The following is a 26,068-nucleotide window of genomic DNA, read 5'->3' on the forward strand; positions in this document are numbered from 1 at the left end:
AGACAGGGTTCTGCGCGCGCGTTATGCCCCTGATATGAGCAGTGCGTATTCTCCTCCTGATGAGCCATTGAATATCCTTTACGATGATCATCAGATCGTTGTGGTGGACAAACCGGCGGGCCTGCTATCGGTGCCCGGGCGCGGGCCACATTTGGCCGATTGTCTGATTACCCGGGTCCAAGCGGTTTTCCCCAGCGCGCTATTGGTGCATCGGCTTGACCGGGATACATCCGGCGTGATGGTCTTTGCGCTGAGCGCGCATGCGCAGCGGCATATATCGCTGCAATTTGAGCAGCGCAAAACCCAAAAAACCTATATTGCGCTTGTTGCCGGGCAGGTGCAGGACAAAACGGGCATCGTGGATTTGCCCTTGATTGTGGACTGGCCCAACCGGCCGCGGCAGATGGTGTGCCATGAAACCGGAAAGCCGGCTGTTACCGAGTGGCAGGTGATGCGTGCGAAAGACACGGAAACCCGTTTGCGTTTAAAACCCAAAACCGGACGCTCGCATCAATTGCGCGTGCATTGTTTGGCGCTTGGTCATCCGATTTTAGGCGATCCGTTTTACGCCAGCGACGCCGCGGCAGAATATCCGCGGATGATGCTGCATTCGGAAGAGCTTCGCCTCAAACACCCTGAAACGGGCAAAGGGCTGAAATTTCGCAGCCCCGCGCCGTTTTAACTTTTTTAGCCAATCTTTAGCAGCCTGACCATGAGCGGTGTTTCCTCTGCATGGATCAATTGTTTTCTGTGCATTCTGGGGTAAGAAGCGGACGGATCAGCGCAACGGGATGGGCCTTTAGGCTGAAGCGTGTGGCAATATAATCTTCTACCACCTCTTCCCCCAGCCCCATCTTAGGCAGATTGGCAGCCGGTTCTTGGATCGCTTCACCATCCATATCATGCGCAAAAAGCGGTAATTGATTGGGGGCTGTGATGGCTTTTGCCTGCCAAAGCGCCGCGCGGCGTGAGAGGCCTAAAGATGCAAAAACATCGGCTTCGGCCAAGCGCGTCAAGACGTGTGGAGGGGTGCCGGCGCGGCGCCAGATATCTTCGATAGATTGATAGCCATTGCCTCGCGCGGCGGCGATCCAGCCGGCCTCTTCTTCGCGCAGCCCTTTGATTTGGCGAAAGCCAAGCCGCAAAGCCAGACCGCCACGCCCATCCGGCTCCAGCTTATTTTCCCAATGGCTGGTATTGATACAAATAGGCCGGATCGCCACATCATGATTTTGGGCATCACGAATGATTTGAGCTGGTGCATAAAATCCCATGGGCTGCGAATTCAAAAGCGCGCAGGCAAAAATCCCTGGATGGTGGCATTTTATCCAAGCGCTGGCATAGACCAGCAGCGCAAAGCTGGCAGCATGGCTTTCGGGAAATCCATAACTGCCAAAGCCTTCGATTTGAGAAAAGCAGCGCTCGGCAAATTCGGCTTCATAGCCATTTTGGCGCATACCATTTAAAAACCGGCTTTTTAACGCGCCGACATTGCCGTGCTTTTTAAACGTGGCCAATGCGCGGCGCAGTTGATCGGCCTCATCGGGGCTAAACCCCGCCCCGATAATCGCGATTTGCATCGCCTGCTCTTGAAACAGCGGCACGCCAAGCGTTTTGCCAAGCACATCCCCCAATGCATCCGAGGGAAATTCAACGGTTTCCTCTTTGTTACGCCGGCGCAGATAAGGATGCACCATATCCCCCTGAATGGGGCCTGGCCGCACAATCGCCACTTCGATCACCAAATCATAAAAACAGCGGGGTTGCATCCGTGGCAAAAAGTTCATCTGCGCGCGGCTTTCCACTTGGAACACGCCAATACTATCGGCTTTACAGAGCATTTGATAGGTTTTGGGATCCTCGGGCGGCAGGCTGGCCAGCGTATAGTCTTGGCCCAAATGTTGCCGGATCAATTCAAATGACCGGCGCAGACAGCTGAGCATGCCCAGGCTCAGCACATCCACTTTTAAAATCCCCAACGCATCAATATCATCCTTATCCCAGCAAATGACGGTGCGATCCTCCATACTGGCATTTTCAATCGGCACCAATTCATCCAGCCGCCCTTCGGTGATCACAAACCCGCCCACATGCTGGCTGAGATGGCGTGGAAACCCGATAATCTCTTCGATCAAGGCCAAAGTTTGACGCAATCGGCGGTCGCTGGGATCAAGCCCGATGTCGCGCAACCGCTCCGCACTTGGTCCTTCGCTGCTGAAAAAACCCCATAATTGGGAGGCGATCAGAGCCAGCGTATCTTGGCTGAGCCCCATTGCGCTGCCAACTTCGCGAATGGCGCGTTTGCCGCGGTAATGGACCACCGTGGCGCAAAGCCCAGCGCGGTGGCGGCCATAGCGTTGGTAAATATATTGGATCACCTCTTCGCGCCGCTCATGTTCGAAATCAACATCAATATCGGGGGGCTCGTCGCGGGCTTCCGAGACAAAACGCTCAAACACCATCGTGCCAATTTCCGGGCTGACCGAGGTAACGCCCAAACAATAGCACACCACGGAATTGGCCGCAGAGCCGCGCCCTTGGCAGAGGATATTTTGGTCGCGGGCAAATTTTACAATATCATGTACGGTGAGAAAATACGGCGCATAGGCCAATTTTGCGATCAAGCTAAGTTCATGCTCAAGCAGTGTTTTTACTTTCTGCGAGGCGCCATCTGGATAGCGCCAGGCCAAACCATTATAGGCCAAACGACGCAAGCGTTGATCGGGGGTTTCATGGCCATCGCGCTCTGAGGGGTAATCATAGCGCAGCTCTGAAAGGGAAAAATGCAGGGTTTTCAAAAGCGCAGGCAAGGTGGAAAGTGCCTTTGGATAAGCGTGGAATATTCGGTGCATTTCAGCTTCGGAGCGCAGCCGCTGCTCGGCATTGACGAGGGCCGAACGCCCCAGCTGTTCGACTGTTTTACCGTTGCGAATAGCGGTTAAAACATCGGCCAGCCGGCGCCGGCTTGCATGGTGCAAAATCGGTCGGGCACTGGCCAAAAGCGGCAGGCCTAACTGGTGGGCGAGGGCGGCGATGGCCGCAAAACGATGCGTATCTTGCCCGTCATAGGCCGGCGCCATGAGCATATGCATTCTGGTTTCAAAGCGACGGGTCAGCTGATGCGCTTGTTCCCGCCAGTCTTGCCCGCCGCCTTGCTGGTGAAGCGCTGGTGGCGGATGCAGCAGCAGATGGAGATCGCCGCTATGTTCTAGCAGATCGTTTAAATCCAAAATGCAGGCTCCCTTTTTTGCCCGCAATCGGCCCTTTGATAATATCCGGCATAAATTTGCCCAGCCAAGGCGGGTTTGGCAAAGCGTGGTCGCGCGCAATCCGCTTTGCAGCACCAATTGCGCGGCGGGCAATACGCGCGGTATATTTAAAATGGCTGCCGAAACGTAGAATTGATCCTGAGCCGGTGCCGCTGGCCCGTAAATATCCGCCGCTTGTCTGAGTTTGACTTGGCGTGCAATTTTTTGCGCTTGGCTATGCGCGCGCACGATGCCTGCAACCGAATTGACATCGGCAATGGCGATTGCCGGATAGCCGAGCAAAGCCGCCCGCTCCATATATTCTTCGGGATGCGAGGCTCCGGTGAGGAAGGTGAAATTGGATGTTATCGAGAGTTCCGCGAACATACGTCCTTATATGTTCACTATTTGTTCTATTTCTAGGGTGCATTTGGATAGGTTTGTTTCTTTTGCGGATTATGCGTTTTCAGAAGGGGGCCGAAGCTGTTTCTTAAGTTGCAGCAGCGCCACCAAAGCGGCATCGCGCTGGGCTCTTAATTGTGCAGGCGAGGCTTCGTTTAGGCTGCTTTCGAGCCCGTTCACCAGTTTGTCTTTAATGTCGCTGGACAGCTCTGGCGTTCCAAGGTCGCGCCAGCGGGCTTCTTGGCTGGGCCCCAGATGTTGCAGATATTGGGCATAGCCGCCCGCGCCACCTCCCAGATGATAAACCAGATTGGGCCCTAAAAATGCCCAGCGTAAGCCGGGCCCGTGCACCATCGCCCGGTCAACATCCTCAACGCTGGCGATATCATCGGCCACGATATTCACCACTTCGCGATAAAGCGCCGCGTTGAGGCGGTTGGCAACATGTCCGATGGCTTCTTTTTTCAACACAATCACTTCGCGCTCGAAATGCTCATAAAATTGCCGAGCCTGCTGCAGAAGCGCCGGATCGCTTCGCGCACCGCCCGCCACTTCAACCAAGGGTATCAAATGGGGCGGGTTGAACGGGTGGCCAACCAAAAGCCGCTCGGGATATCGCATTTTCTCTTGAAGAGCGCTGGGCAGCAGCGCGGTTGTTGACGAGGCGATCGGGGTATCAGCGGGAAGGTAGGCTTCAACCTCTTTCAACAGCTTTTGCTTTAGATCAAGTCGGTCTGGTGCGTTTTCCTGAACCCAATCGGGGTTTTGACAGGCGGTTTTTAAGTTTGTGGTTATTGACAGCTGCGCCCAAGGCACTGCAGCGCTAAGCGGGCTGAGTTTCGCCAAATCTGCCCAGGCGGTTTTTATATAGGCGGTGATCTCGTCTTCGGCAGATGCTTTGGGCTCATAAACCGTAACGCGAGCGCCTTTGCTTAGGAAAAGCGCAGCCCAGCTGGCTCCTATTAAACCTCCGCCCAGAAGCGTGATGCCGTTTTCATACATTGAGGCGCATTTCACACATTCAGGTCAATCCACAGCCCGGATTAATTTGCGCTCGAGCACGCGCAAAACGGTTGCCAGATCATGGCCGCGTTTCAAAATCTGACCATCCATGCCAATCACCGCATATTGGCCCTGCCGCTGGCGCAGCTTTGGGCGTTTTTCAATTCGGTAGAGCGGATGCTCTGCGGTTCTGCGAAACACCGAAAAAATCGCCACATCGCGCAGCGCGGAAATGCCATAATCACGCCATTCGCCAGCCGCCACCATACGCCCATAAAGCGATAAGATGATGTTTAGCTCTAAACGTTGAAAGGATACGGTTTCGCTGGATCGCTCCTGCGGGAAGGCGGTGATACTGTTCATGGTTTAAATCTTGCTGCCTTTGCGCGTGAAATCAAGCGCTTTGGAACTGAATTGAAAAAATAGTTCATATTAAGACAGAGTTTTAAGATCTATGTCCGCCGCAAAGGCGGCGGACATAGGAATATTTTATCCCAAATGGGGGGATTTAATCCTCTTCTGGTATCAGCAGGTTCAGCACAATCGCCAAGAAAGCGGTTGGTGCAACGGCAGAGGTGGCCAGTGTTTTCCAAACGCCCGGCAAATACTGAACCGCGCTTGGAACCAAGTTCAGCCCCAAACCAGCCGTCAGTGATATGGCGATGATGATCATGTTGCGGCGGGTCATTTTCACCTCAGACAACACGTTCATTCCCGCAGCCGCTACCATCCCGAACATCACAATCACTCCGCCGCCCAAAACTGGCATTGGCATCGAGGCGATTATGGCTCCGATTTTTGGCAGCAAGCCGGCCAAGACCAGGATAATCCCAGCAATCGTGACCACGTGCCGGCTCATCACGCCGGTCATGCCAACAATCCCTACATTCTGGCTAAAAGAGGTGTTTGGCAAGCCGCCAAAGACCCCGGCAACCGCCGTGCCCAGACCATCCGCATAGGTTGCGCCAGAAATTTCTTCATCTGTTGCCGTGCGCCCGGCGCCGGCTTTGGTTGTGGCCGAGGCATCGCCAACTGTTTCAACCGCCGAGACGATCGAGATCAAGGTTACCGCGATCACCGCACCGAGATTAAACTCGAACCCGTAAGGCATGACTTGCAAGTTGGTGATCATGCTGGCTTTGGCCACGCCGCCAAAGGACACCATGCCAAGCATATAGGCCAGCGCATAGCCGGCCAGCAAGCCAATTAAGATTGCTGCATTGGATAATGCGCCCGAGGTGCGGAATTTAACCAAAAGCGCCACGATGATCACAGTCAGTGCGACCGACCAATGTTTCAGCGAACCAAAGCTGTCTGCTGTCATCTGGAAGTCTGCGGCGCCGCCAGCGGCGTATTTAATCCCCACAGGGATAAGATAAAGGCCAATTGCCAAAATCACCAAGCCGGTGACCAAAGGTGGGAACCAACTGCGAATGCTGCTGATCACCGAGCCAAGCGCAAAATGGATCAGGCCTGCGATGATGCATGAGGTAAGCGCAACGCTTAACCCTTGCGTGGCTGCCAGCCCAGCAAGCACGCCGACAAAGGCAAAGCTTGTGCCTTGCATGATCGGCAGACGCGCCCCAACTGGGCCAATGCCAATGGTTTGAAACAGTGTTGCAATACCCGCGAAAAGCATCGCCATTTGGATCAGATAGATTTGCTCTGGACTGCCAAAACCAAGCCCTGCGGCACCGGCGACAATAATCGCGGGTGTGACATTTGAGGCAAACATTGCCAATACGTGCTGCAGGCCAAGCGGCAATGCTTGCCCCAGCGGCGGCGTTATATTCGGATCGCTGTAGCTGTTATTCGATGTCGATGTCATCTTGTCCTCCTATTGACTAAATAGTTAGAATACCGCCTCTTTTTTGAACGGTTAGGAACCTTGTGGTACAACTATATATGGTATGTCAAAGAAAATCTCTTCTAGATTTTCTCCTGATCCGATCCGATCTACCACTGCAAACAGCCCAGGATCCTCTAGCGGGGTCAACACTCCATGCCAAATATTACGATGGAAATTGATCGCTTGACCGGGATCTGACAGGAAGGCAAGGGGCCTGCCGGGGCGGTTGTTTTTGTCTGAAGCCACGATAATTAGAAAGCGATTCATGCTCATCGGAATAAAAGCTTGTGAGCCTTCAGGGTGGCGTTCCATCATCGTTAATTGATAGGGTAGGGTGCGCGGCGTGGCGTTAAAGAGGCTTATGCCTGCCCTACCATCGGAAAAATTCAAACGCGCCAAATCATGAAATCGCCCGCAAAGGCCCTGATTGATGATTTTATCGGCTGTGCCCTTTGCCTCTAAAATATCGCCAAATGGAGCAAACGCGGTGGAAGTAAGGGGCTGGGTGACGATCTCTTGGCTCATGGCAACAGTTGCTGCAAACGCAGCTCGGCAATGCGCTCGACCTGCCGGCACGCGGTTTCAAACTCATCCGCGCTGTCATGCGCCAGCCGCGTTTGAAAGGCTGATAAGATCTCCGCCTTGCTAAAATCGCGCACGGCAATGATGAACGGGAAACCGTGCTTTTTCACATAGGCTGCGTTTAACTGGGTAAATTCGGCATGCTCTGCCTCGGTTAATGCATCAAGGCCCACCGAGGCTTGCTCTGAGGTCGACTCGGCGGTAAGACGGTCTGCCTGCGCCAGTTTTCCCGCCAGATCCGGATGCGCGCGCAAAACACCCAGTCTGGCCTCACCAGAGGCGGATCGGAAGATCCGCGCCAGCGCGTTATGCAGCCCGATCGCGCTGTCATGCGCAGGCCCCAATTCCAGATCAAACGCGCCCTCGGCGATCCAAGCCGAATGTTCAAATACTCCGCCATATTGCTCTATAAATTGATCCTTTTGCATGGAGGAGGGCCGCTCAAATGGCTGCGGGGGGTGATGCTTGGCCCAGTGCTCGGCGATCTCAATGCGGCGGGCAAACCACACATCTTCATGGCTTTTTGCATAATCCATGAAGCGGCGCAGCGCCATAATGCGCCCCGGGCGTCCGATCAGCCGGCAATGCAGCCCGATTGACATCATTTTGGGAGCGCCTGCGCTTCCTTCGGCGTAAAGCGCATCAAAACTATCTTTCAAATAGCTGTAAAACTGATCACCTGAATTAAACCCTTGGGGGGCGGCAAAGCGCATATCATTGGCATCTAACGTATAGGGAATAATCAGCTGATCATGCCCGTTAATCTTGCGCCAATAAGGCAGATCATCCGCATATTCATCCGAAATATAATCAAACCCGCCTTGCGCAGCCACAAGGTCTACTGTGTTCATTGAGCAGCGCCCCGTATACCAGCCGCGCGGCCGCTCGCCCACCACTTCAGTGTGCAGCCGCACAGCCTCGGCGATTTGCGCCTGTTCTTCTGCATGCGGCATGTCTTTATGCTCGACCCATTTTAAGCCATGGCTGGCAATTTCCCACTCTGCGCTTTGCATCGCCCGCATTTGCTCGGGATTGCGCGCCAAAGCTGTGGCAACGCCATAGACCGTTGCTGGGATCTGCTGTTCGGTAAACAGCCGGTGCACGCGCCAGAATCCGGCCCGTGCGCCATAATCATAAAGGCTTTCCATATTCCAATGGCGTTGCCCTTGCCATTGCGCCGCCCCAACGATCTCTGACAGAAACGCTTCCGAAGCTGTATCGCCATGCAATAGGCAGTTTTCGCCACCCTCTTCGTAATTGATCACGAATTGCACCGCAATCTTCGCCTTATTTGGCCAGTTCGCATGGGGCGGGGTGGCGCCGTATCCGCGCATGTCGCGTGTATAGCGGTTCATTTTCTGCTCTCCTTACTGCCGCCAATCATGGCCCTACCGGCGCAATATATGTTAAATTTTATTTCTGCTTAGGACCAGTTGCCGCACAGGCTTGTGCCTTTTGAAAATTCAGCCAATATAGCCGGGATTTGATTTGTGAAAAGAGTACTTATGCAAGGCTATTTGACAACCCATGTTTTGGATACCGCGCGGGGCTGCCCCGCTGCGGGACTGAAAATAGAGCTAATCCGCCATGTGCCTGAGTCTGGCCCGATCGCTTTACAAACCACAATAACAAATGCAGATGGTCGCACCGATGGGCCGATTTTACCGCAAGATGCTTTTAAATTAGGCAGTTATGAATTGATTTTTCACGCAGGCGCCTATCTGCGCGCGCAGGGGCAGATTGAGGAGGCTGCGGTTTTTCTGGACATGATTCCGATCCGATTCGAAATGCGCAGCGCCGATCATTATCACGTGCCGTTATTGCTGTCTCCTTACGGGTATTCAACCTATCGCGGCAGCTAGCAAAATCTGTGGAGAATAAGAATGTATGAGCTGTTTCTAATCTGGGATTGGTTTGAATTTGCCCTGCGCTGGTTGCATGTGATCACGGCGATTGCATGGATTGGCTCTTCGTTTTACTTTATCGCGCTTGATTTAGGGCTGCGCAAAGCACCTGATTTGCCCGCAGGCGCGCATGGCGAAGAATGGCAAGTGCATGGCGGTGGCTTTTACCATGTGCGCAAATATTTGGTGGCCCCCAGCGATATGCCCGCGCATTTAACCTGGTTCAAATGGGAAAGCTACGCGACTTGGCTATCGGGCGCGGCGTTGCTGATGGTGGTTTATTGGGCAGGTGCTGAGCTGTATCTGATTGATTTGGCAAAAGCGGAACTCAGCGTTTTACAGGCTATTTTGATTTCGGCTGGATCCTTGGCTGTGGGCTGGGTTATTTACGATGCTTTATGCAAATCACGGCTTGGAAATACCCCAACAGCTTTGATGGTTTTACTATTCATTCTATTGGTGGCGATGGCTTGGGGCTATGATAAGGTCTTTACTGGCCGCGCAGCTTTGCTGCATTTGGGCGCCTTCACTGCCACCATCATGTCTGCCAATGTGTTTTTTATAATTATGCCAAATCAACGCATTGTGGTGGCAGATCTGCAGGCGGGGCGCAGCCCCGATGCGAAATATGGTAAAATCGCCAAGCTGCGATCGACCCATAATAATTATCTAACTTTGCCGGTGATTTTTTTGATGTTGAGCAATCATTATCCGCTGGCTTTTGCCAGCCAGTATAATTGGTTGATAGCGGGTTTGGTGTTTTTGATGGGGGTCACTATTCGCCATTATTTTAACACGCGCCATGCGCGCGCGGGGAACCCAACTTGGACATGGCCGGCCACCGTTATTTTGTTTATTTGCGTGATTTGGCTGTCAGGGCTGCCGCTTTGGCAAGACGAAGATTTGGACAGTCGGGTGATGTCTGAACAGCAAACCCTGTTTGCCAATGCTGACGGGTATGCGGCGGTTCATGATATCGTGGTGGGGCGCTGTTCGATGTGCCATGCGCGCGAGCCGGTTTATGACGGAATCCGCCGCGCACCCAAACAGGTATATTTGGAAACCGAATTTGACATCACGGCAGAGGCCAGGGCCGTGTTTTTGCAATCGGCGGCCAGTCACGCGATGCCCCCGGCGAATGTCACATGGATGGAAGAGGGCGAACGAGCACAAATTCGGCGCTGGTTTCGAAACGCCACCGAGCACATGCCGTTGCGTGTCGCGCTGCAGTAAGCGCAGTCCAACAAAAAGAGGGTAGTTTTACATTCAGTGGCGGTTACAGCCGCTTCTGTGAGCGATTGGAAACCTAGCTCAGCAGCCCCGCATGCTGCATTGCCTGCTTGATTAGCGCTTTTGTTGCATCACTCAGTGGGGTAAGCGGCAAGCGCACGCTATCTTCGCAGCGGCCCAGAAGCGATAAGCCGTATTTCGCTCCAACCAAACCGGGTTCGGTGAAAATCGCCTGGTGCAGCGGCATTAGCCTGTCTTGGATGGTTAAGGCAGCGGCATAATCTCCTGCCAAACAGGCCTCTTGTAACTGCGCGCACAGCGCGGGCGCAACATTCGCTGTAACCGAAATACACCCAATACCACCCTGCGCGTTGAACCCATGCGCGGTTGCATCCTCGCCCGAGATCTGCAGAAAATCCGGCCCGCATGTGATGCGCTGTTCGCAGACGCGTGCCAAATCCCCCGTTGCGTCCTTGACGCCGATAATACGCGGCAGCTTGGCCAATACACCCATCGTTTCGGGTGACATATCCACCACTGAGCGGCCCGGTATGTTATAAATCACAATCGGCAGATCGCAGGAATCATGCAATGTTTTGAAATGCGCGATGAGCCCCTCTTGCGTGGGCTTGTTGTAATAGGGCGTCACCACCAAAGCGGCGCTTGCGCCTACGTCTTTGGCGTGATGCATAAACCGCAGCGATTCGGCGGTATTGTTCGAGCCCGCGCCGGCCACAATCGGAATGCGCCCAGCCGCGGCCTCGACAACCGCGCTGACCACTGCTTCATGTTCTTCATGGCTTAAGGTGGGGCTTTCTCCGGTTGTGCCTACCGGCACCAAACCATGGCTTCCCTCAGCAATATGCCACGCAACCAATGCTTTCAAACCCTCAAGATCCACGGCACCATTTTTGAAGGGCGTGATTAAAGCGGGCATAGATCCTTGTAACATGACGGACGTCCTTGATTAGCTGGTTGGGTCGGGCAGCGCATCGGCTCTTTGATCCCAGATTGATATTAGGCAACGCTTCGCCGATGCAAAAGAGGCAATTGGTTTCGGGCGAAGGCTGCGCTACACTTTCAGTGTCTAGCCTTTTTGGAGCAAAAGTTGCAAGCGATGTTGCGTGTCTTCCTATTTTTTTTGCTCTTACCAGCCACGTCCTTTGCGCTGATCGACGTGCCGCGCCCTTTTTCTCAAGCCTTCACGGCGATGGCGGCTGAAAAATGGGATCTTGCGCTGCGTTTTGCGGCAAAAGAGGGGCCGGTTGCGCGGGATGTGATCGAATGGCATTTGCACCGCGCCGGCAAGGGGACGGCGCCCGCGGCCTTATCATTTTTGAAACGTCGCCCAGATTGGCCGGGGCTGCCCTATTTGCGCAAAAATGCCGAAGCAAGTTTTGCCGATGCCAGCCCCGAACAAGTGCTGGCGTTTTTTCAGCAGACCGCCGCGCAGACGGCGCAGGGCGCCTTGATACACGCTCGGGCTTTGGAGGCGATGAACCGCCCAGAGACGGCAACGCTGGTGGTGCAAGACGCTTGGCTTGGGTTATCCATGTCAAAAGCTGTTCAAGCGCGGTTTTTGACGCGCTACCAAGCGGATCTATCAGGCTTGCATGTTTCACGATTGCGCTGGTTACTCTGGCATAATCATATCTCGCAGGCGCGCAATATGCTGGCCTTGGTGCCCAAGCCTGAGGCCGCTTTGGCGCGGGCTCGGCTGGCTTTGGTGCAACAGAAGCCGGGCGTTGATGGATTGATTGCCCGGGTTCCAAAATCTTTGCAGTCGGATCCGTTATTGGTGCATGCGCGCTTTATTTGGCGCGCGCGTAAGGGGCGCGCGGATGCGGCCTTGGCGCTGATTTTAGAGCAAAGCAGCTCGGCCAAAACGCTTGGTTATCCCCCTGCGTGGGCCGAAAGACGGCGGCGTTTGGCGCGTGATTTATTGCGCAAGGGCGCCTATGAAACCGCCTATAAAATTGCAGCGCAGCACCATTTAAGCGCGGGCAGTAAAAAGGCCGAGCTTGATTGGCTTGCCGGTTATACCGCGCTGAAATTTTTGGCAAAGCCCGCTGCTGCAGAAAAGCATTTCAGCGATTTCCTCACCTCGGTGGAAACGCCAATTTCCTTGGCGCGCGGACATTACTGGCTGGCATTGGCACAATCGCAAATGGGGCGCAATCAGGCGATGGCTGCAAGCATCAAGCGCGCTGCCAGCTACCCCACAACATTTTATGGATTGCTTAGCGCTGAATTGGCGGGTCGTGTCTTGAACGCGCCGGATTTTGTCCGCAGCTCTTTGCCTGATTGGCGCGGGGCTTCGTTTCAAGGCAGCTCAGTCTTTCAAGCGTCCATCGTTTTATTTGCCGCCCAGCAGGATCTGCTGGCCGAACGTTTTCTAACGCATATGGCAGAAACTCTGCCGGATCCGCAGATTCTGTATTTGGCTGATTTTTTGGAAGAGCTCGAAAAACCAAGGGTTCTGGTGATGCTTGGCAAGCGTGCCGCCAGCCAAGGACGCTATTTTCCGCGGCCAACATTTGCGTTGCATCCGTTAAGTGAGCGTGTGGTTGCGGGCACCTCTGGTGAGCTGGCGCTGGCGATCGCACGCCAAGAAACTGAATTTCGGACCGGTGCAGTCTCGCCAGTGGGGGCGTTGGGCATGATGCAGGTGATGCCGCGCACCGGGCGCGAAATGGCCCGAAAGCTTGGGTTGCGCTACCGCAGCGCGCGGGCGCGAGATGATTGGCCGTATAATGCCCGCCTCGGCTCGGCATATTTAGCAGAATTGAATAAAAAATATGATGGCAATATCGTGTTGGTGGCAGCGGCGTATAATGCTGGGCCTGGCCGCGTGGATGCATGGATCCGAACATTGGGTGATCCGCGCAATCCACAGCAGGATACCGTACATTGGATTGAGATGATACCATTTCAAGAAACCCGGAATTATGTGATGCGGGTTACCGAAAGCCTGCCTGTCTACCGCGCACGGCTTGGAAAAACGCCTTTGCCGCAGGCATTTCTGACGCAGCTTTCAGGGGACAGCTTTTAGCCGCTCGCGCCAAAGCGTGAAAAGACCGGCCGCAATCACCAAACTTGAGCCAATCAGCACATTCTGTTCTAATGTTTCGCCGAACACGCTCAGACCGATCATCGAGGCAAAGACCAGTTGCAAATAGGCAAAAGGCTGCACCGCGTTGGCTTCAGCCACTTCGTAACATTTGATCAACAGCCAATGCCCCAAAACCCCGGTGATACAAAGCGCTGCCATCCACAGCCAATCGGTTTGCACCATTGGTTGCCAAAACCAGATACCGACCGCGCTCATTACGATAGCGCCGATTGTTCCGGTCCAAAAAAAGCTGGTTTCCGCCGCGTCTTGACGGGCAGCATAGCGCGTCAGCAGGCCGTAAAGCGCGAATAAGATTGCGGATAAAAGCGGTATCGCGGCGGTGGTTGAAAAAACATCCGAGCCTGGATTGAGAATGATGACAACGCCAATAAATCCGACAAATATCGCAATCCAGCGCCGCCAACCCACTTGCTCGCCCAAGATCGGTCCAGACAAAGCGGCGATCAACAAAGGATAGCAGGCAAAAACGGCATGGCTTTCGATCAGGCCCAGCAGCTCGAAGGCGCTGATCATGACGCAGATTTCCACCGCCAAAAGCGCGCCGCGGAAGATTTGCAATGCCGGCTGGCGGGTGTAGGCCTGCTTGCGCAGCCCTCCGGGCTTGCGATTGGCAAGGGCGATGACAAAAGCGGCAAAGAACCAATAGCGGATCATGACCACCATCAAGACATTATATTCCGTTGCCAGATGGCGTGATATTCCATCTTGCGCTGCAAAAATCAAAGTGGTCAGGATCATCAAAAAAATCCCAAATTTGGGGTTATTCTGCATCGATTAATCCTTTGGTGGCCAGGCTCATATGCCGTTTACGCCCAAAGCCGGGCAATCGAGCCACGTTGAACCCTGCCGCTTGAAGATTACGCCGTACCTCGCCAGCGGCGCTATAGGTGCTGGCGCTGCCGCCTGCCTGGGTTTTGTCATACAGCGCTTGCAACAGATCTGCTTGCCATAATTCGGGGTTTTTAGCCGGTGAAAACCCGTCGAGGAACCAGCAATCCGCTGCCCCCTGCCACAGGGGCAGGCTCAGCCGGGCATCCCCTTGCACAAGCCTGAGCGTAATATCGGTGGTTTCAATTTGTCCGGTGGTCAGAAGGGTTTCCCAGAGCGATGCGAATTCTGCGCTCAGCGTTTCCAGCATCGGAAAGGCAGCCTGCGCTTTGATCATATCTTTCGCGCTTAAGGGAAAGGCTTCAAAACTGGTGAACAGCAAGCGGCCCGGGCGATCTATGCGCCGCCAGCTGTCTAACAGGGTTAGAAAATTTAGACCTGTGCCAAACCCCAATTCTGCGATCGAGAACCCATCATGCAAACGCTCTGGCAAGCTATTGGCGTTTAAAAACACATGCTTGCTTTCTTCAAACCCGCTTTCCAATGAATAATAAGGGTCATCAAATTGCAAAGAGACGGGCACATTTTGCGCGCGCCATTCAAGTTTGGGATCTTGGGGTGTCATTTCAGAGGCCTTGTGAATGACGCGCTGCGCCGATAGGGACAATGCACCAGAAGCAAGAGGGTTGGCAATGGTCGATGTAACGATCAGAGGGGCGGGTATTTTTGGCCTGTCCATCGCGTGGGAATGCTTGCGGCGCGGCGCCTCTGTGCAGGTGATCGATCCTTATGGTGTGGCGTCGGGGGCCAGCGGTGGCCTTGTTGGGGCATTGGCGCCGCATGTGCCCGAAAACTGGAATTCCAAAAAAGCCTTTCAATTCGAAAGTCTGATGATGGCTGACAGCTTTTGGACATCTGTGCAGGCTGCGTCTGGCCTATCAGCCGGTTATGCGCGTTTGGGCCGCGTGCAGCCCTTGCCCGAGAATGCGGCGCTTGATCTGGCGCTGGCGCGGGGCGAAAATGCGCGTCAGCTCTGGCAGGGGCAAGCGGGCTGGCATGTGCTGAACGAGCGCCCCAGTTGGGCGCCCGACTCGGCCTCTGGATATTGGATCTTTGATGATTTATCGGCCCGCATCAATCCGCATGCGGCTTGTTTGGCTTTGGCCGAGGCGTTGCGCAGTTTAGGGGCGAGTATTTCAACTGAGGGCGATGATCAAGGCCGCGTGCTCTGGGCCAGCGGCGTGCATGATTTGGCGCGCATCAGCGGGGCGCGCAATCGCTCGTTCGGGGGGGCTGTGAAAGGCCAAGCCGCGTTGCTCCAGGTCGATCGCGCAGAGCATCCGCAGGTTTTTGCAGAGGCTTTGCATTTTGTTCCGCATGAAGATGGAACGCTCGCGATCGGATCCACATCAGAGCGCGATTTCAGCGCGGCCACCAGCACGGATGCGCAGCTTGAGGCCTTGCTCAACAAAGCTTATGCGATTTTCCCCGCACTCGCAGGCGCGCCTGTGGTTGCGCGCTGGGCTGGGTTGCGCCCCAGAAGCCGCAGTCGCGCTCCGGTTTTGGGCCGGCATCCTTTGATTTCGGAGGCGTTCATTGCCAATGGTGGCTTCAAGATCGGGTTTGGCATGGCGCCTAAAATTGCGCAGGTCATGGCGGATTTGATGCTATTGGAACAAGACCATATTCCAGAGGCCTTTCGGCCGGAGGCATCGTTTTAAGGGGCGGAAATTTGCATTTAAGGCGCATCGTGGCCTAAAATCCGGATGGGGCATGTTTTGACTTTTGCGTAGATTTATTGACATTGATATGAGAACGCATTCATTCAAGAGGTCCGCATGCCGCCAAATCCAACCTTGCGTCCACAAGAGGTGGTGCTGATGCCCGATCCGGCCGAGCGCGCGGATGCAACTTTGGCCTTTATTGGGGTAATTCGGTCGCCCTGGCAGCGGGAAAATTGTCCAAAAAACTTAACCCAAGCCCGCCGACGTGATGCGGGGCGCGCGGTGGTGGAAATACAGCCAGAATTCCGCCCGGGTCTTACCGGGCTGGCGGTGGGTGATCTGATTTGGCTGCTGCTTTGGTTTGATCGCGCGCGCCGTGATATTATTCTTCAAGCACCCTCGCATGCTGATGGATTGCGCGGTGCCTTTGCGCTGCGCAGCCCGGTGCGCCCCAATCCAATCGCAATGGAGGCGGTTCAAATCCTAGCCATTGATCCTGATTCTGGCACGTTTGAAATTGATGCCACTGACGGATTTGACGGCACACCGGTTCTGGATATTAAGCCTTGGCGTGGCGGCATTGATATACCGCCGCCCGCCTAGACATGGCGGTTGGTTGCGCCCGCGCTTTAGGCGGCTTCCAATACGCGCCGTGCGATCACTTGGGCCTGAATTTCTGCAGCGCCTTCAAAGATATTCAGAATCCGTGCATCGCAAAGAATGCGGCTGATTTTATATTCCAGCGCGAAGCCGTTACCCCCATGAATCTGCAACCCATTATCCGCCGCTGACCAGGCCACGCGGGCACCAATCAGTTTGGCCATACCCGCTTCAACATCGCAGCGGCGGTCATTGTCTTTTTCAAAGGCGCTAAAATAGGTCAGCTGGCGGGCGATCATAATTTCAACTGCCATCATGGCCAATTTATTGGCCACCCGCGGGAAGGCGATGATGGGTTTGCCAAATTGTTTGCGATCCTGCGCGTATTGCAGCGATATATCCAAAGCCGATTGTGCCACACCCACGGCGCGGGCCGCTGTTTGAATGCGCGCGCTCTCGAAGGTTTGCATCAATTGCTTAAAACCCTTACCCTCGGCGCCGCCCAGCAGGTTCTCCGATGCCACCTCAAACCCGTCAAAAGCAAGTTCGTATTCTTTCATCCCCCGATAGCCCAACACTTCAATCTCGCCGCCGGTCATATTAGGGGTGGGAAATGGGTTTGCATCGTCGCCGGGGGTTTTTTCGGCCAGAAACATCGACAGGCCGCGATGGTCGCTGCTTTGCGGATCCGTGCGCGCCAAAAGGGTCATCACATGCGTGCGTGAGGCATGGGTGATCCAGGTTTTATTGCCAGTGATACGATAGCCATCTTCAGATTTTACCGCCCGCGTACGCAGGGCGCCCAAATCAGACCCGGTATTTGGCTCTGTGAAAACCGCAGTGGGAAGCGTTTCGCCGCTGGCGATCTTGGGCAACCATTTTGCTTTTTGATCATCTGTACCGCCGCATAGAATCAGCTCAGCTGCGATTTCAGAGCGGGTGGCCAAAGATCCAACCCCAATATAGCCGCGCGATAGCTCTTCTGAAACAACCGCCATTGACGCTTTGGACAGGCCAAACCCGCCAAGATTTTCTGGGATTGTCAGACCAAACACACCCAATTCTGCCAAATCGCCAATAACATCCATCGGAATCAGCTCATCTTGCAAATGCCACTCATGCGCGTGCGGCTCGATGCGTTCCAAAGCATATCGGCGAAATTGTTCGCGGATCATTTCCAGCTCTTCATCAAGCCCGCTGGTGCCGAAAATCAAATTGCCTTGATCCTCTTGCATCAGCGTCACCAAAAGGGTTTTCGCGGCCTGGCTATTGCCGCTTTCCATCAACTGCACAACAGCGCCTTGCTGAAAGTCCCCTATGTCTTCCGGGGTTAACCCGATATCTTGCGGTCGCAAGATTTCGCTTTGACTCATCGGAATACCGCCGATGATTTGCTGCAGATATTCGGCAAACCCAATTTGTAAAATTAACTGGTTTGACGTTGAAAATTGGTTTTCAGCCGCCAGCGCGGCAGCCCAATTGTGCATTTGGCGCAGCGATTCGGTATAGGTGGCCAGCCAAGCCAACCCATGCGCTTGGACCTGATGGGTTTCAAGCCGAAGCGGATCAACGCGTCCCTCGTCACACAGCACGCCTTGGCAATGCACCTTGGCCCGTTGCAGCAACTGCTCGAGGCGTTGCGTTGCGGTTTTTGTCAGTGTGAGCAAATCTTTCAATACTACATTTTCATCTGAAAAATTACGCTTCGATCCATCTGGCATAACACGGCTCCTTTTGCTTGCGCCCCTGATAAGCCTTTTGCAACTGCAGCGCAATATAAATTCAAATTAATGTTTAAATTTGTTCAAAAATTTCGCGGTAAACGTAATCATTTACTCTAACTGCGCTGAATTGCCTGTGATAAAGCCCCATGATGGATTTGATTTTAAGCAATATGTCTCAGTGGCATTGGATCGTTGCGATTGGTGTGGGGTGCTGCGCGGGGTTCATCAAGGGTGTGGTTGGATTTGCCATGCCGATGGTGTTCATCGCGGGGCTCAGCTTAATTGTGCCACCAGAATTGGCTTTGGCAGGGCTTATCCTGCCAACCGTAATCACCAATATCTGGCAGGCCTTTGCACAGGGCCGCGCCGCAGCCTGGCAATCCGTTAAACGCTTTCGGCTTTTTTTGATCACTGGGTTGGTGTGCGTTTTGATCAGTGCTCAGCTGGCCTCGGTGCTTCCAGATATATTGTTTTTGGGCAGTTTGGGTGGGCTGATCGTATGTTTTTCGCTTTTGCAACTATGTGGCCTTGGTTTGCCCGTGATGCGCGCGGGGCCTAAGGCCAGCATCATCTTTGGCAGTATCGCGGGGCTTTTGGGTGGCGTTTCGGGCATTTGGGGGCCGCCAATTGTGGCGTATTTGACCGCTTTGAATACAAATAAAATCGAACAAATACGGGTGCAAGGCGTGATTTACGGATTGGGCGCTGTGGCCTTGGTGGTGGCGCATATAGGATCGGGTATATTGACCCTCGCAACGGCGCAGTTTTCGGCGCTTCTTGTCCTGCCCGCGGCGCTTGGGATGTGGCTTGGGGTGCAGATTCAAACGCGCATCGATCAAAAGCTGTTTCGGCGGGTCACTTTGCTGGTTTTGCTTGTGATGGGCTTGGTCTTGCTGCGCCGCGCCGCGTATGCCTAGGGCGGCGTTGGCGCGCTGATATAAGGATCAGAGCAGTCGCGTAAAACATCCCGTCCACAGCGACGCGGGGAGAGTTGTTTATCCAAACAGATCCGCAGCTCATGCAATAACCCTTTTCGACAGGTCACCACCAGGTTATTGGGTTGCAATTGGGGATTATCGCGCAGAACGCTGTCTATCAGACTGGTCGGTGCAAAACGCTGCTCGGAAAGCGGCAGGGTCAGCTGGTCTGGTTTTCGAATTGCCTCAAACGCGGCGCGCGAGGCCTGAAAATAATCATCCGCAGCAAGGTTCGCGCAGGTGCCATGCTTGCGCCAAGCGTGCAGCGCCAAGCCTTCGCTGCCCATAATATGGCGCATGGTTTTGAGCTGTTTGGGCGTTGGCGCGGGCTGCGTCGTTTTACAAAATTTTGGCCAGCCATTCTCGTATTGTGGCCAGAGCCCGTGCAAAATCCACGCGAGGTCACGCGTGGCATCGCATTGTTCAGCACCGCGCTTGAGCCCGGTTAACTGGCACCAACTGGGCGACCAGCTGAGCGATAACACGTAATAATCAAACATCTGCGCTTTTGCGCTATGGCCCGTAAAGACCCAAAGCCCGACACATATGATCTGTATAAACTTCTGCATGGCCTCTTTTCTTTTCGATATGCCTTATATATAGCATCAGTAAGTTCCCCGACACCGGAAGCCCGCCTTACGCAAGGCAGCCTGACTTTCAGGCACCGGGAGAGGTTTACGTGACGCCAGATGTAGCAAGGAGTAACCCTATGTCAAAACCAATTATGGCCCGTGCGACCGCGGTTTGGCTGGTCGATAATACCACGCTGACGTTCAAACAGATCGCAGATTTTGTTCAAATGCACGAACTCGAAGTGCAAGGCATTGCAGATGGTGATGTGGCCACTGGGGTGAAAGGATTTGATCCGGTTGCGAATAATCAGCTTGAGCAATCTGAGATTACGGCGGCCGAGGCTGATCCTTTGCATAAATTGAAGCTGAAATTCAACGCCGCCGCGCAGGGGGAAGAAAAACGCCGCGGCCCACGCTACACGCCGCTCTCCAAACGCCAAGACAGACCAGCGTCAATCCTGTGGTTGGTGAAATTCCACCCCGAATTATCCGATGGGCAAATTGGTAAGCTGGTGGGCACAACCAAACCCACGATCCAAGCCATCCGTGAACGCACGCATTGGAATATCTCAAACATCCAGCCGATTGATCCGGTTGCGCTGGGCCTGTGCAAACAATCTGAACTTGATGCGATTGTTCAAAAAGCAGCTGCGAAAAAGGCCGCCGATGGTCCCGTTATGGACGATGATGAGCGTCGTAAGTTGGTGAGCACTGAGCAATCTTTGTCAATGCCGGCAGAACCAAAAATCCCTGCTGCGATTGAAGGGTTAGAATCCTTTTCGCTGCGCGAAGATGAGCCTGCTGACACTTCAGAAGATGACTTTTTGGATGCGGATAGCTTTTTCAATTTGCCCGAGGGCGATCAGCCAGAACTGGACGATTGATCTTTTTTTGCTGCGCGCATTCGGCCCAAGCCGCCGGATGCCGCTGCAAGGCTGTTGAATCAGACCGCTTTGCGCGCCTTTAAAGCGGCGGTGATGGTGCCGTCATCTAAATAATCCAACTCACCGCCTATGGGCACGCCTTGCGCCAACGTGGTGACTTTGGTGCGGCTTTCCAATTGATCTGCCAGATAATGCGCGGTGGTTTGCCCCTCGATGGTGGCGTTCAGCGCCAAGATCACTTCGGTGATATTTTCACTGCTAACGCGATCAATAAGTTTAGGGATCCGCAATTCATCGGGTCCGATCGCATCCAGCGCCGAGAGGCATCCGCCCAAAACGTGGTAGCGGCCTTTGAAAACCTTCGCCCGCTCCATCGCCCAGAGATCGGCGACATCCTCCACCACGCAAAGTTCCCCCGTGGCGCGCCGCTCGTTGCGACAAATATCGCAAATATCTTCGGTCCCAATATTGCCGCAGTTCAGACATTCCTGCGCGGTTACCGCAACCGTTTGCATCAAATCGGCAAGCGGGGTTAGCAATAAGGCGCGCTTGCGGATCAAATGCAAAACCGCGCGGCGGGCAGAGCGCGGGCCCAGGCCGGGCAGTTTCGCCATGAGCTCTATCAAAGCATCAATATCTTTGGTTTTGCTCATCGCAAGCGCTTACCCGTTTTTTGATATGGTTTGAAAATCTATGGCGCCCTCTTAAAACGGCAGGTTCATCCCAGGGGGTAAGCCAAGGCCTTCGGTCATTTTGCCCATTTCATCTTTGGCGCGCTCAGCCGCTTTTTGCTGGGCATCTTTGATCGCCGCCAGAATCAGGTCTTCAACAACTTCTTTATCATCACCCGAAAATATAGATTTATCGATATCCAAACCGGTCAAATCGCCCTTTGCCGTGCAGCTGGCTTTTACCAAGCCCGCGCCGGCTTCACCGGTGACGATAATGTTGTGCATATCCTCTTGCATTTGGGCCATTTTGCCCTGCATTTCGGTTGCAGCCTTCATCATTTTGGCCATATCGCCCATGCCGCCTAAGCCTTTGAACATGTTCTATCCCCTTTGTCTTCGATGCTCTTTCCTACGCAGTGTTACGCCCAAAAACAAGCGTTTTGACGGGGCGGCTATCCGCGCTGATCGCCAATCTGCGCTGCAGGTGATTTACAAACCATGCTTGCAGGATTTAACTTTGGCCCATGGATGAGCGCTGCCGCGCAGAAAGAAGAGGGATATGCAGGGCCAAGAGCCAATATTGACGGGAATTGATCCCACTCTGGCCGTTCAGGCGGCGGGTTTGACGTTGAGCGCCTTGATTGAGGTGCAAACCCGCTTGCGCCCGGATCATCTGGCCGTGAAGGATGCCATCACGGGCTATAGCTATCGCCAGCTTGATCAACGCAGCAATCGCATGGCGCATTATTTTACAGCGCGCGGTGTTGCACGTGGAGACCGTATTGCGATTTTGTCAGAAAACCGGATTGAATATATTGAAGTGTTTCTGGCGGCTGCTAAAATTGGCGCCATCGTGGCCTGTCAGAATTGGCGTTTGACGCATGACGAGCTGCGCCATTGCCTGAGCTTGGTTGAACCACGAATTCTGCTGGCCTCGCCGCGCAATCAGGCGCAGGCAGAAAGTTTGGCCGATATCGCGCCGGTTCAAATGATCGATGATGTCTGGGTTGAAGCTCTGACGGGCTATTCCAGCAGCGCTGTGCCGGAACGTGCCACGCCAGAAGACGGCATCGTCATTCTTTACACAAGCGGCACCACCGGCCTGCCGAAAGGCGCCTTGATCAGCCATCGGGCGGAAATCGCGCGGGCCGCGACGCAAATGCTGGATATGCCAGCCGATCCTGAGGATGCGTTTATTGCTTGGGCGCCTTTGTTCCACATGGTCTCAACGGATACGGTGTTTAAAACCTTGATACTTGGAGGAACCGTTATCGTGGTGGACGGGTTTCAACCAGATCAGCTTGCAGATTTGATCGCCACCGAAAGCTTGGGGCGGTTGACTTTGATGCCCGGAATGATTGCGCCGCTTCTTGCGGCGATGCGAGCCAAAGAGGCCCGTGTAAAATCTGTAAAATGGGTTGGCGTTATGGCGGATTTGGTGCCGCTGGATCAAATTGCCGAAGTCACAACGCTTTTTCAGGCGCCTTATCTGAACACATTTGGTGCCACCGAAACCGGCTTTGCCCCTGCATCCGCAGGCCATATTGGGATTGGTGACATTGCGACCAGCTTGGACAAACAACAAAGCGCGCTCTGCCAAATCAAATTGGTTGATGCGCAAGATCAGGAGGTACCCGAAGGAGAGACCGGAGAATTGGCGATTCGCAGCCCGGCATTGTTCAGTGGCTATTGGAACAACCCCAAAGCCAATGCTGAGGATTTCCGAAATGGTTGGTTTCATATGGGGGATATGTTCAAGCGCGGCTCAGATGGAGGCTTACGCTTTGTAGATCGTCGTAAATATCTGATCAAATCAGGCGGAGAAAATATTTACCCGGCCGAAATCGAACGGCTAATTTTGGCAGATCCGCGGGTTTTAGAGGCCGCGGTTGTGCGTCAGAAACACCACCATTGGGGAGAAGTTCCCATTGCCTTTATTGCCCGCAAAGATGCCAGTTTGAGCGAGGCAGATATTTTGGCGCATCTGTGCACAGCGCTTGCGCGCTATAAGCTGCCCAAAGCCTTTCATTTTATCGCCGAATTCGAGTTTCCCCGCAGCACCACCGGCAAGATAATGCGCCATGTATTAGAGCAGCGTCTTGGATGACGCCTCTAACGCTTTTTCAGCCTATCAGAACGGACCTAAAACCCTGTGACAGAAAGCGGTCCACCTTATTCTTCGAACGGATCCCATTCGTCTTCGACGGGCTGCAGCGCGTCGGTCTCGGCCTCCGCAGCCAAATCTTCAGGGGTGCGGATTTCTATGATCTGCGCCTTTGGAAAGCTGTCAAACACCGCTTTTACAAGCGGATGGCTTAAGGCTTTTGCCTTCAGCGCCTCTTCTGCACTGCTGCGCATTCGCGCTATGGTCTGGGCACCGCCATCATTTACCAAGCTCACCGCCCAGCGCTGGCCCGTCCATAATTGCAGCCGGCTGCCTAGGCGTTGGGCAAGATCGGCGGGCGCATCAGCGGTGGGAACGAATTCAATCCGCCCCGGCTGATACCGCGCCAGCTGTACGCAACTTTCCACTTCGACCAAAAGCCGAACATCGCGCTGCGCGCGTATCAGATCTATAATATGATCGAAACTGGGGTAGGCGGCCAGCATCTGTTGCGTGTTAAGGGCCAAAGCCTGTTCAGCGCCGCCCAGTACCGCGCTTGGGGTCGAGACATTTTGATTGCCGCTGGGGCTTTGCGCGGATGGCGTCGGGGATGCAGTGGCAATCGCGCCCGGTTTGTCGGTTAAAGCGGTTGCGGCGCTTAGCCCAGCACCAGAGCCCGAACTGCCGCCCGAACTGCTGGCTAAACCCGCCCCTGCGGGAGGGGGTGGTATGTCTTTTAATTTTCGCACCAACTCTTCGGGGCTGGGAAGATCTGCCACATGGGTAAGCCGGATCACCGCCATTTCGGCCGCCATCATCGCGTTTGGTGCTTGTGACACTTCTTCAATACTGGTCAGCAACATTTGCCACATGCGGGTCAGGGCGCGCATTGGCAAGGCCTTGGCCAAGCTCAATCCGCGCATCTGCTCGTCAGGAGAAACGGTTGGATCCTCTCCCGCATCTGGGGTAATTTTAACAACCGAAACCCAATGGGTAACTTCGGCCAAATCGCGCATCACGGCCAAAGGATTTGCGCCATCGGCATATTGCCCGCCCAGTTCGCTCAGCGCAGAGGCGGCATCGCCGCGCATAATCATTTCGAACAGATCCATCACCCGGCCGCGATCTGCCAGTCCCAACATTGCGCGCACTTGCTCGGCCGAGGTTTCTCCAGCGCCATGGCTGATCGCCTGATCCAAAAGCGATGTGGCATCCCGGGCTGAGCCTTCGGCGGCGCGCGTGATGAGGGCTAGGGCATCGGCAGCAATTTCTGCCTGCTCCGCCGCGGCAATTTTTTTCAAAAGCGCGATCATCACATCTGGCTCGATCCGACGCAGGTCAAACCGCTGGCAGCGCGACAATACCGTGACCGGCACTTTGCGAATTTCGGTTGTGGCAAAGATAAATTTCACATGCTCGGGGGGTTCTTCCAGCGTCTTCAGCAGCGCATTGAACGCATTGGTCGACAGCATATGAACTTCATCGATGATATAGATTTTATAGCGCGCGCTGGCGGCGCGATACTGCACGCTTTCGATGATTTCTCGTATATCATCAACGCCGGTCCGGCTGGCCGCATCCATTTCCAGCACATCCACATGGCGGCCTTCCATAATCGCCACACAATGCTCGCATGTTCCGCAGGGCTCGGTGGTGGGCCCGCCGCTGCCATCGGCGCCAATGCAATTCATACCCTTGGCAATGATCCGCGCGGTGGTTGTTTTGCCCGTACCACGAATTCCTGTCATCACGAAAGCTTGCGCGATCCGATCTGCCTCAAAGGCGTTGCGCAACGTGCGCACCATCGCCTCTTGGCCAACAAGATCGGTAAAGGTTTCTGGCCGGTATTTGCGGGCCAGAACTTGATAGCCTTGGGTCGGGGTTTCGCTCATGCTGGGTCTCGGTTATACTCTTATCCTATACGCTAAGCTGTTGTGAGGCGAAGGTCTAGGGGCTGCAGAGACGGCTGATCGAAAAAGGGAGGCCTGCGCGTGTTTTCAATTTTTGACGTTGCGATTGGCGATGCGGCGCTGGCCTTATGCCCGCTTCCGGGGCGGTTTTCGCCCTATCTGAATGATTTTGCGGCGATTCTGGCTTGGCGCCCAGATTTGGTGCTGAGCCTGACGGAGCGCTCTGAAATGAAACCCGTGGGCGCTGCAGATTTTCCGGCAGATTTAAAGGCCCAAGGCATCCAGTGCTGCCATTTTCCAATTTTAGATTATCAAACGCCAAAGCCGGAAAATGCCAAGCGATGGCAATCGGTTGAGGCAAAGGCAGGTCGTATGCTTGGCCAAGGGGGGCGGGTTTTGGTGCATTGCTTCGGTGGCTGCGGTCGCTCGGGGATGGTCGCTTTGCGGCTTATGCGCCGGACGGGTCTATCCGCTGATGTGGCGTTGTCTCATCTGCGCGCTGTTCGGCCCTGTGCCATCGAAACGCCTGAGCAAGAGCGTTGGGCGCGCGCCGCCTTTGAAGAGTGAGAAAAAAGTGAGAGGCTGGACAACGACCCAAGCGGGGCTCGTTACGGCTGCTTCCTTCCGGATCTGACCGGGTTGGCGAGGTGCCTGCCCGCGCCAACCTCTCACCTGCTCTCTTAGGGGGTTTTAAAAAAAACTGCAACCTCCCCGCGCGGGTGAT

The 26,068-nt window shown here is 54.4% G+C and carries 24 protein-coding genes and 1 other RNA gene; 10 read left to right on the plus strand and 15 right to left on the minus strand.

Annotated elements, in window-relative coordinates; genetic code table 11:
* Positions 1-34: 34 nt before the first annotated feature.
* Positions 35-682 carry an RluA family pseudouridine synthase gene (locus UM181_07915; GenBank protein ID WQC64523.1) on the plus strand — a complete coding sequence of 216 codons (648 nt, stop codon included), beginning with the start codon at positions 35-37 and terminating at the stop codon, positions 680-682.
* Between the two features lie 55 nt (positions 683-737).
* Here UM181_07915 and UM181_07920 read toward each other — a convergent pair whose 3' ends face one another.
* From UM181_07920 to puuE, 6 genes are all read right to left on the minus strand, one after another.
* On the minus strand, positions 738-3,635 hold the full coding sequence (locus tag UM181_07920; protein ID WQC64524.1) for an error-prone DNA polymerase: 2,898 nt from the start codon (positions 3,633-3,635) through the stop codon (positions 738-740).
* 69 nt (positions 3,636-3,704) lie between these two features.
* Positions 3,705-4,652 (minus strand): 3-hydroxyacyl-CoA dehydrogenase NAD-binding domain-containing protein, encoded by a 948-nt coding sequence (locus UM181_07925; GenBank protein WQC64525.1) that lies wholly within the window; start codon positions 4,650-4,652, stop codon positions 3,705-3,707.
* 24 nt (positions 4,653-4,676) lie between these two features.
* The gene (locus UM181_07930) at positions 4,677-5,015 is read right to left on the minus strand and encodes a DUF2794 domain-containing protein (protein ID WQC64526.1); all 339 of its coding nucleotides are present in this window, start codon (positions 5,013-5,015) and stop codon (positions 4,677-4,679) included.
* Positions 5,016-5,160: 145 nt separating this feature from the next.
* The gene (locus UM181_07935; GenBank protein WQC64527.1) at positions 5,161-6,480 is read right to left on the minus strand and encodes a nucleobase:cation symporter-2 family protein; all 1,320 of its coding nucleotides are present in this window, start codon (positions 6,478-6,480) and stop codon (positions 5,161-5,163) included.
* A 51-nt stretch (positions 6,481-6,531) separates the two neighbouring features.
* Positions 6,532-7,026 (minus strand): ureidoglycolate lyase, encoded by a 495-nt coding sequence (locus UM181_07940; GenBank protein ID WQC64528.1) that lies wholly within the window; start codon positions 7,024-7,026, stop codon positions 6,532-6,534.
* Positions 7,023-8,438 carry an allantoinase PuuE gene (puuE, locus tag UM181_07945; protein WQC64529.1) on the minus strand — a complete coding sequence of 472 codons (1,416 nt, stop codon included), beginning with the start codon at positions 8,436-8,438 and terminating at the stop codon, positions 7,023-7,025. The genes UM181_07940 and puuE overlap by 4 nt, the downstream gene beginning before the upstream one ends.
* Positions 8,439-8,588: 150 nt before the next feature.
* Here puuE and uraH point away from each other — a divergent pair, with 150 nt between their 5' ends.
* Together uraH and UM181_07955 are read left to right on the plus strand one after the other, a co-directional pair.
* Positions 8,589-8,945 carry a hydroxyisourate hydrolase gene (gene uraH, locus UM181_07950; protein ID WQC64530.1) on the plus strand — a complete coding sequence of 119 codons (357 nt, stop codon included), beginning with the start codon at positions 8,589-8,591 and terminating at the stop codon, positions 8,943-8,945.
* Positions 8,946-8,966: 21 nt separating this feature from the next.
* Positions 8,967-10,220, plus strand: coding sequence for a urate hydroxylase PuuD (locus UM181_07955; GenBank protein WQC64531.1), 1,254 nt, complete (start codon positions 8,967-8,969; stop codon positions 10,218-10,220).
* 73 nt (positions 10,221-10,293) lie between these two features.
* On the opposite strand, the gene dapA is transcribed toward UM181_07955, so the two are convergent.
* Entirely contained in the window at positions 10,294-11,169 is an 876-nt protein-coding gene (gene dapA, locus UM181_07960; protein WQC64532.1) for a 4-hydroxy-tetrahydrodipicolinate synthase, read from the minus strand.
* Positions 11,170-11,334: 165 nt separating this feature from the next.
* Between dapA and UM181_07965 the strand changes: the two genes are divergently transcribed.
* Entirely contained in the window at positions 11,335-13,269 is a 1,935-nt protein-coding gene (locus tag UM181_07965; GenBank protein ID WQC64533.1) for a lytic transglycosylase domain-containing protein, read from the plus strand.
* On the opposite strand, the gene UM181_07970 is transcribed toward UM181_07965, so the two are convergent.
* Together UM181_07970 and mnmD are read right to left on the minus strand one after the other, a co-directional pair.
* Positions 13,252-14,121 (minus strand): DMT family transporter, encoded by an 870-nt coding sequence (locus UM181_07970; GenBank protein WQC64534.1) that lies wholly within the window; start codon positions 14,119-14,121, stop codon positions 13,252-13,254. The two genes, UM181_07965 and UM181_07970, sit on opposite strands and share 18 nt — an antisense overlap.
* Positions 14,111-14,803, minus strand: coding sequence for a tRNA (5-methylaminomethyl-2-thiouridine)(34)-methyltransferase MnmD (gene mnmD / locus UM181_07975; protein WQC64535.1), 693 nt, complete (start codon positions 14,801-14,803; stop codon positions 14,111-14,113). Before mnmD ends, UM181_07970 begins: the two co-directional genes overlap by 11 nt.
* Before the next feature lie 16 nt (positions 14,804-14,819).
* On the opposite strand from mnmD, the gene UM181_07980 reads away from it, so the two are divergent.
* Both UM181_07980 and tsaA read left to right on the plus strand, forming a co-directional pair.
* On the plus strand, positions 14,820-15,899 hold the full coding sequence (locus UM181_07980; protein ID WQC64536.1) for an FAD-dependent oxidoreductase: 1,080 nt from the start codon (positions 14,820-14,822) through the stop codon (positions 15,897-15,899).
* Between the two features lie 117 nt (positions 15,900-16,016).
* Positions 16,017-16,505, plus strand: coding sequence for a tRNA (N6-threonylcarbamoyladenosine(37)-N6)-methyltransferase TrmO (gene tsaA, locus UM181_07985; protein WQC64537.1), 489 nt, complete (start codon positions 16,017-16,019; stop codon positions 16,503-16,505).
* A 26-nt stretch (positions 16,506-16,531) separates the two neighbouring features.
* On the opposite strand, the gene UM181_07990 is transcribed toward tsaA, so the two are convergent.
* The gene (locus UM181_07990) at positions 16,532-18,223 is read right to left on the minus strand and encodes an acyl-CoA dehydrogenase family protein (protein ID WQC64538.1); all 1,692 of its coding nucleotides are present in this window, start codon (positions 18,221-18,223) and stop codon (positions 16,532-16,534) included.
* A gap of 152 nt (positions 18,224-18,375) precedes the next feature.
* Between UM181_07990 and UM181_07995 the strand changes: the two genes are divergently transcribed.
* Positions 18,376-19,143: a sulfite exporter TauE/SafE family protein gene (locus tag UM181_07995; GenBank protein WQC64539.1), complete on the plus strand. Its 768-nt coding sequence runs from the start codon at positions 18,376-18,378 to the stop codon at positions 19,141-19,143.
* On the opposite strand, the gene UM181_08000 is transcribed toward UM181_07995, so the two are convergent.
* The gene (locus UM181_08000) at positions 19,140-19,772 is read right to left on the minus strand and encodes a ribonuclease T2 (GenBank protein WQC64540.1); all 633 of its coding nucleotides are present in this window, start codon (positions 19,770-19,772) and stop codon (positions 19,140-19,142) included. The two genes, UM181_07995 and UM181_08000, sit on opposite strands and share 4 nt — an antisense overlap.
* A 140-nt stretch (positions 19,773-19,912) precedes the next feature.
* Between UM181_08000 and UM181_08005 the strand changes: the two genes are divergently transcribed.
* A complete protein-coding gene (locus UM181_08005; GenBank protein ID WQC64541.1) occupies positions 19,913-20,659 on the plus strand; it encodes a DUF1013 domain-containing protein in 747 nt (248 codons plus the stop codon).
* A 59-nt stretch (positions 20,660-20,718) separates the two neighbouring features.
* On the opposite strand, the gene recR is transcribed toward UM181_08005, so the two are convergent.
* Together recR and UM181_08015 are read right to left on the minus strand one after the other, a co-directional pair.
* A complete protein-coding gene (gene recR, locus UM181_08010) occupies positions 20,719-21,312 on the minus strand; it encodes a recombination mediator RecR (GenBank protein ID WQC64542.1) in 594 nt (197 codons plus the stop codon).
* Between the two features lie 51 nt (positions 21,313-21,363).
* A complete protein-coding gene (locus tag UM181_08015) occupies positions 21,364-21,708 on the minus strand; it encodes a YbaB/EbfC family nucleoid-associated protein (protein WQC64543.1) in 345 nt (114 codons plus the stop codon).
* Between the two features lie 181 nt (positions 21,709-21,889).
* Here UM181_08015 and UM181_08020 point away from each other — a divergent pair, with 181 nt between their 5' ends.
* Positions 21,890-23,437 carry an AMP-binding protein gene (locus UM181_08020; protein WQC64544.1) on the plus strand — a complete coding sequence of 516 codons (1,548 nt, stop codon included), beginning with the start codon at positions 21,890-21,892 and terminating at the stop codon, positions 23,435-23,437.
* Positions 23,438-23,502: 65 nt separating this feature from the next.
* On the opposite strand, the gene UM181_08025 is transcribed toward UM181_08020, so the two are convergent.
* Positions 23,503-25,326 carry a DNA polymerase III subunit gamma/tau gene (locus tag UM181_08025; protein ID WQC64545.1) on the minus strand — a complete coding sequence of 608 codons (1,824 nt, stop codon included), beginning with the start codon at positions 25,324-25,326 and terminating at the stop codon, positions 23,503-23,505.
* A gap of 99 nt (positions 25,327-25,425) precedes the next feature.
* Between UM181_08025 and UM181_08030 the strand changes: the two genes are divergently transcribed.
* Positions 25,426-25,911, plus strand: coding sequence for a dual specificity protein phosphatase family protein (locus UM181_08030; GenBank protein WQC64546.1), 486 nt, complete (start codon positions 25,426-25,428; stop codon positions 25,909-25,911).
* 5 nt (positions 25,912-25,916) lie between these two features.
* Here the strand turns inward: UM181_08030 and ffs are convergent.
* Positions 25,917-26,015, minus strand: an RNA gene (ffs, locus tag UM181_08035) — signal recognition particle sRNA small type.
* Between the last annotated feature and the right edge of the window lie 53 nt (positions 26,016-26,068).

It is taken from the genome of Alphaproteobacteria bacterium US3C007 (genome assembly GCA_034423775.1).
GTDB lineage: Bacteria > Pseudomonadota > Alphaproteobacteria > Rhodobacterales > Rhodobacteraceae > Thalassovivens > Thalassovivens spotae.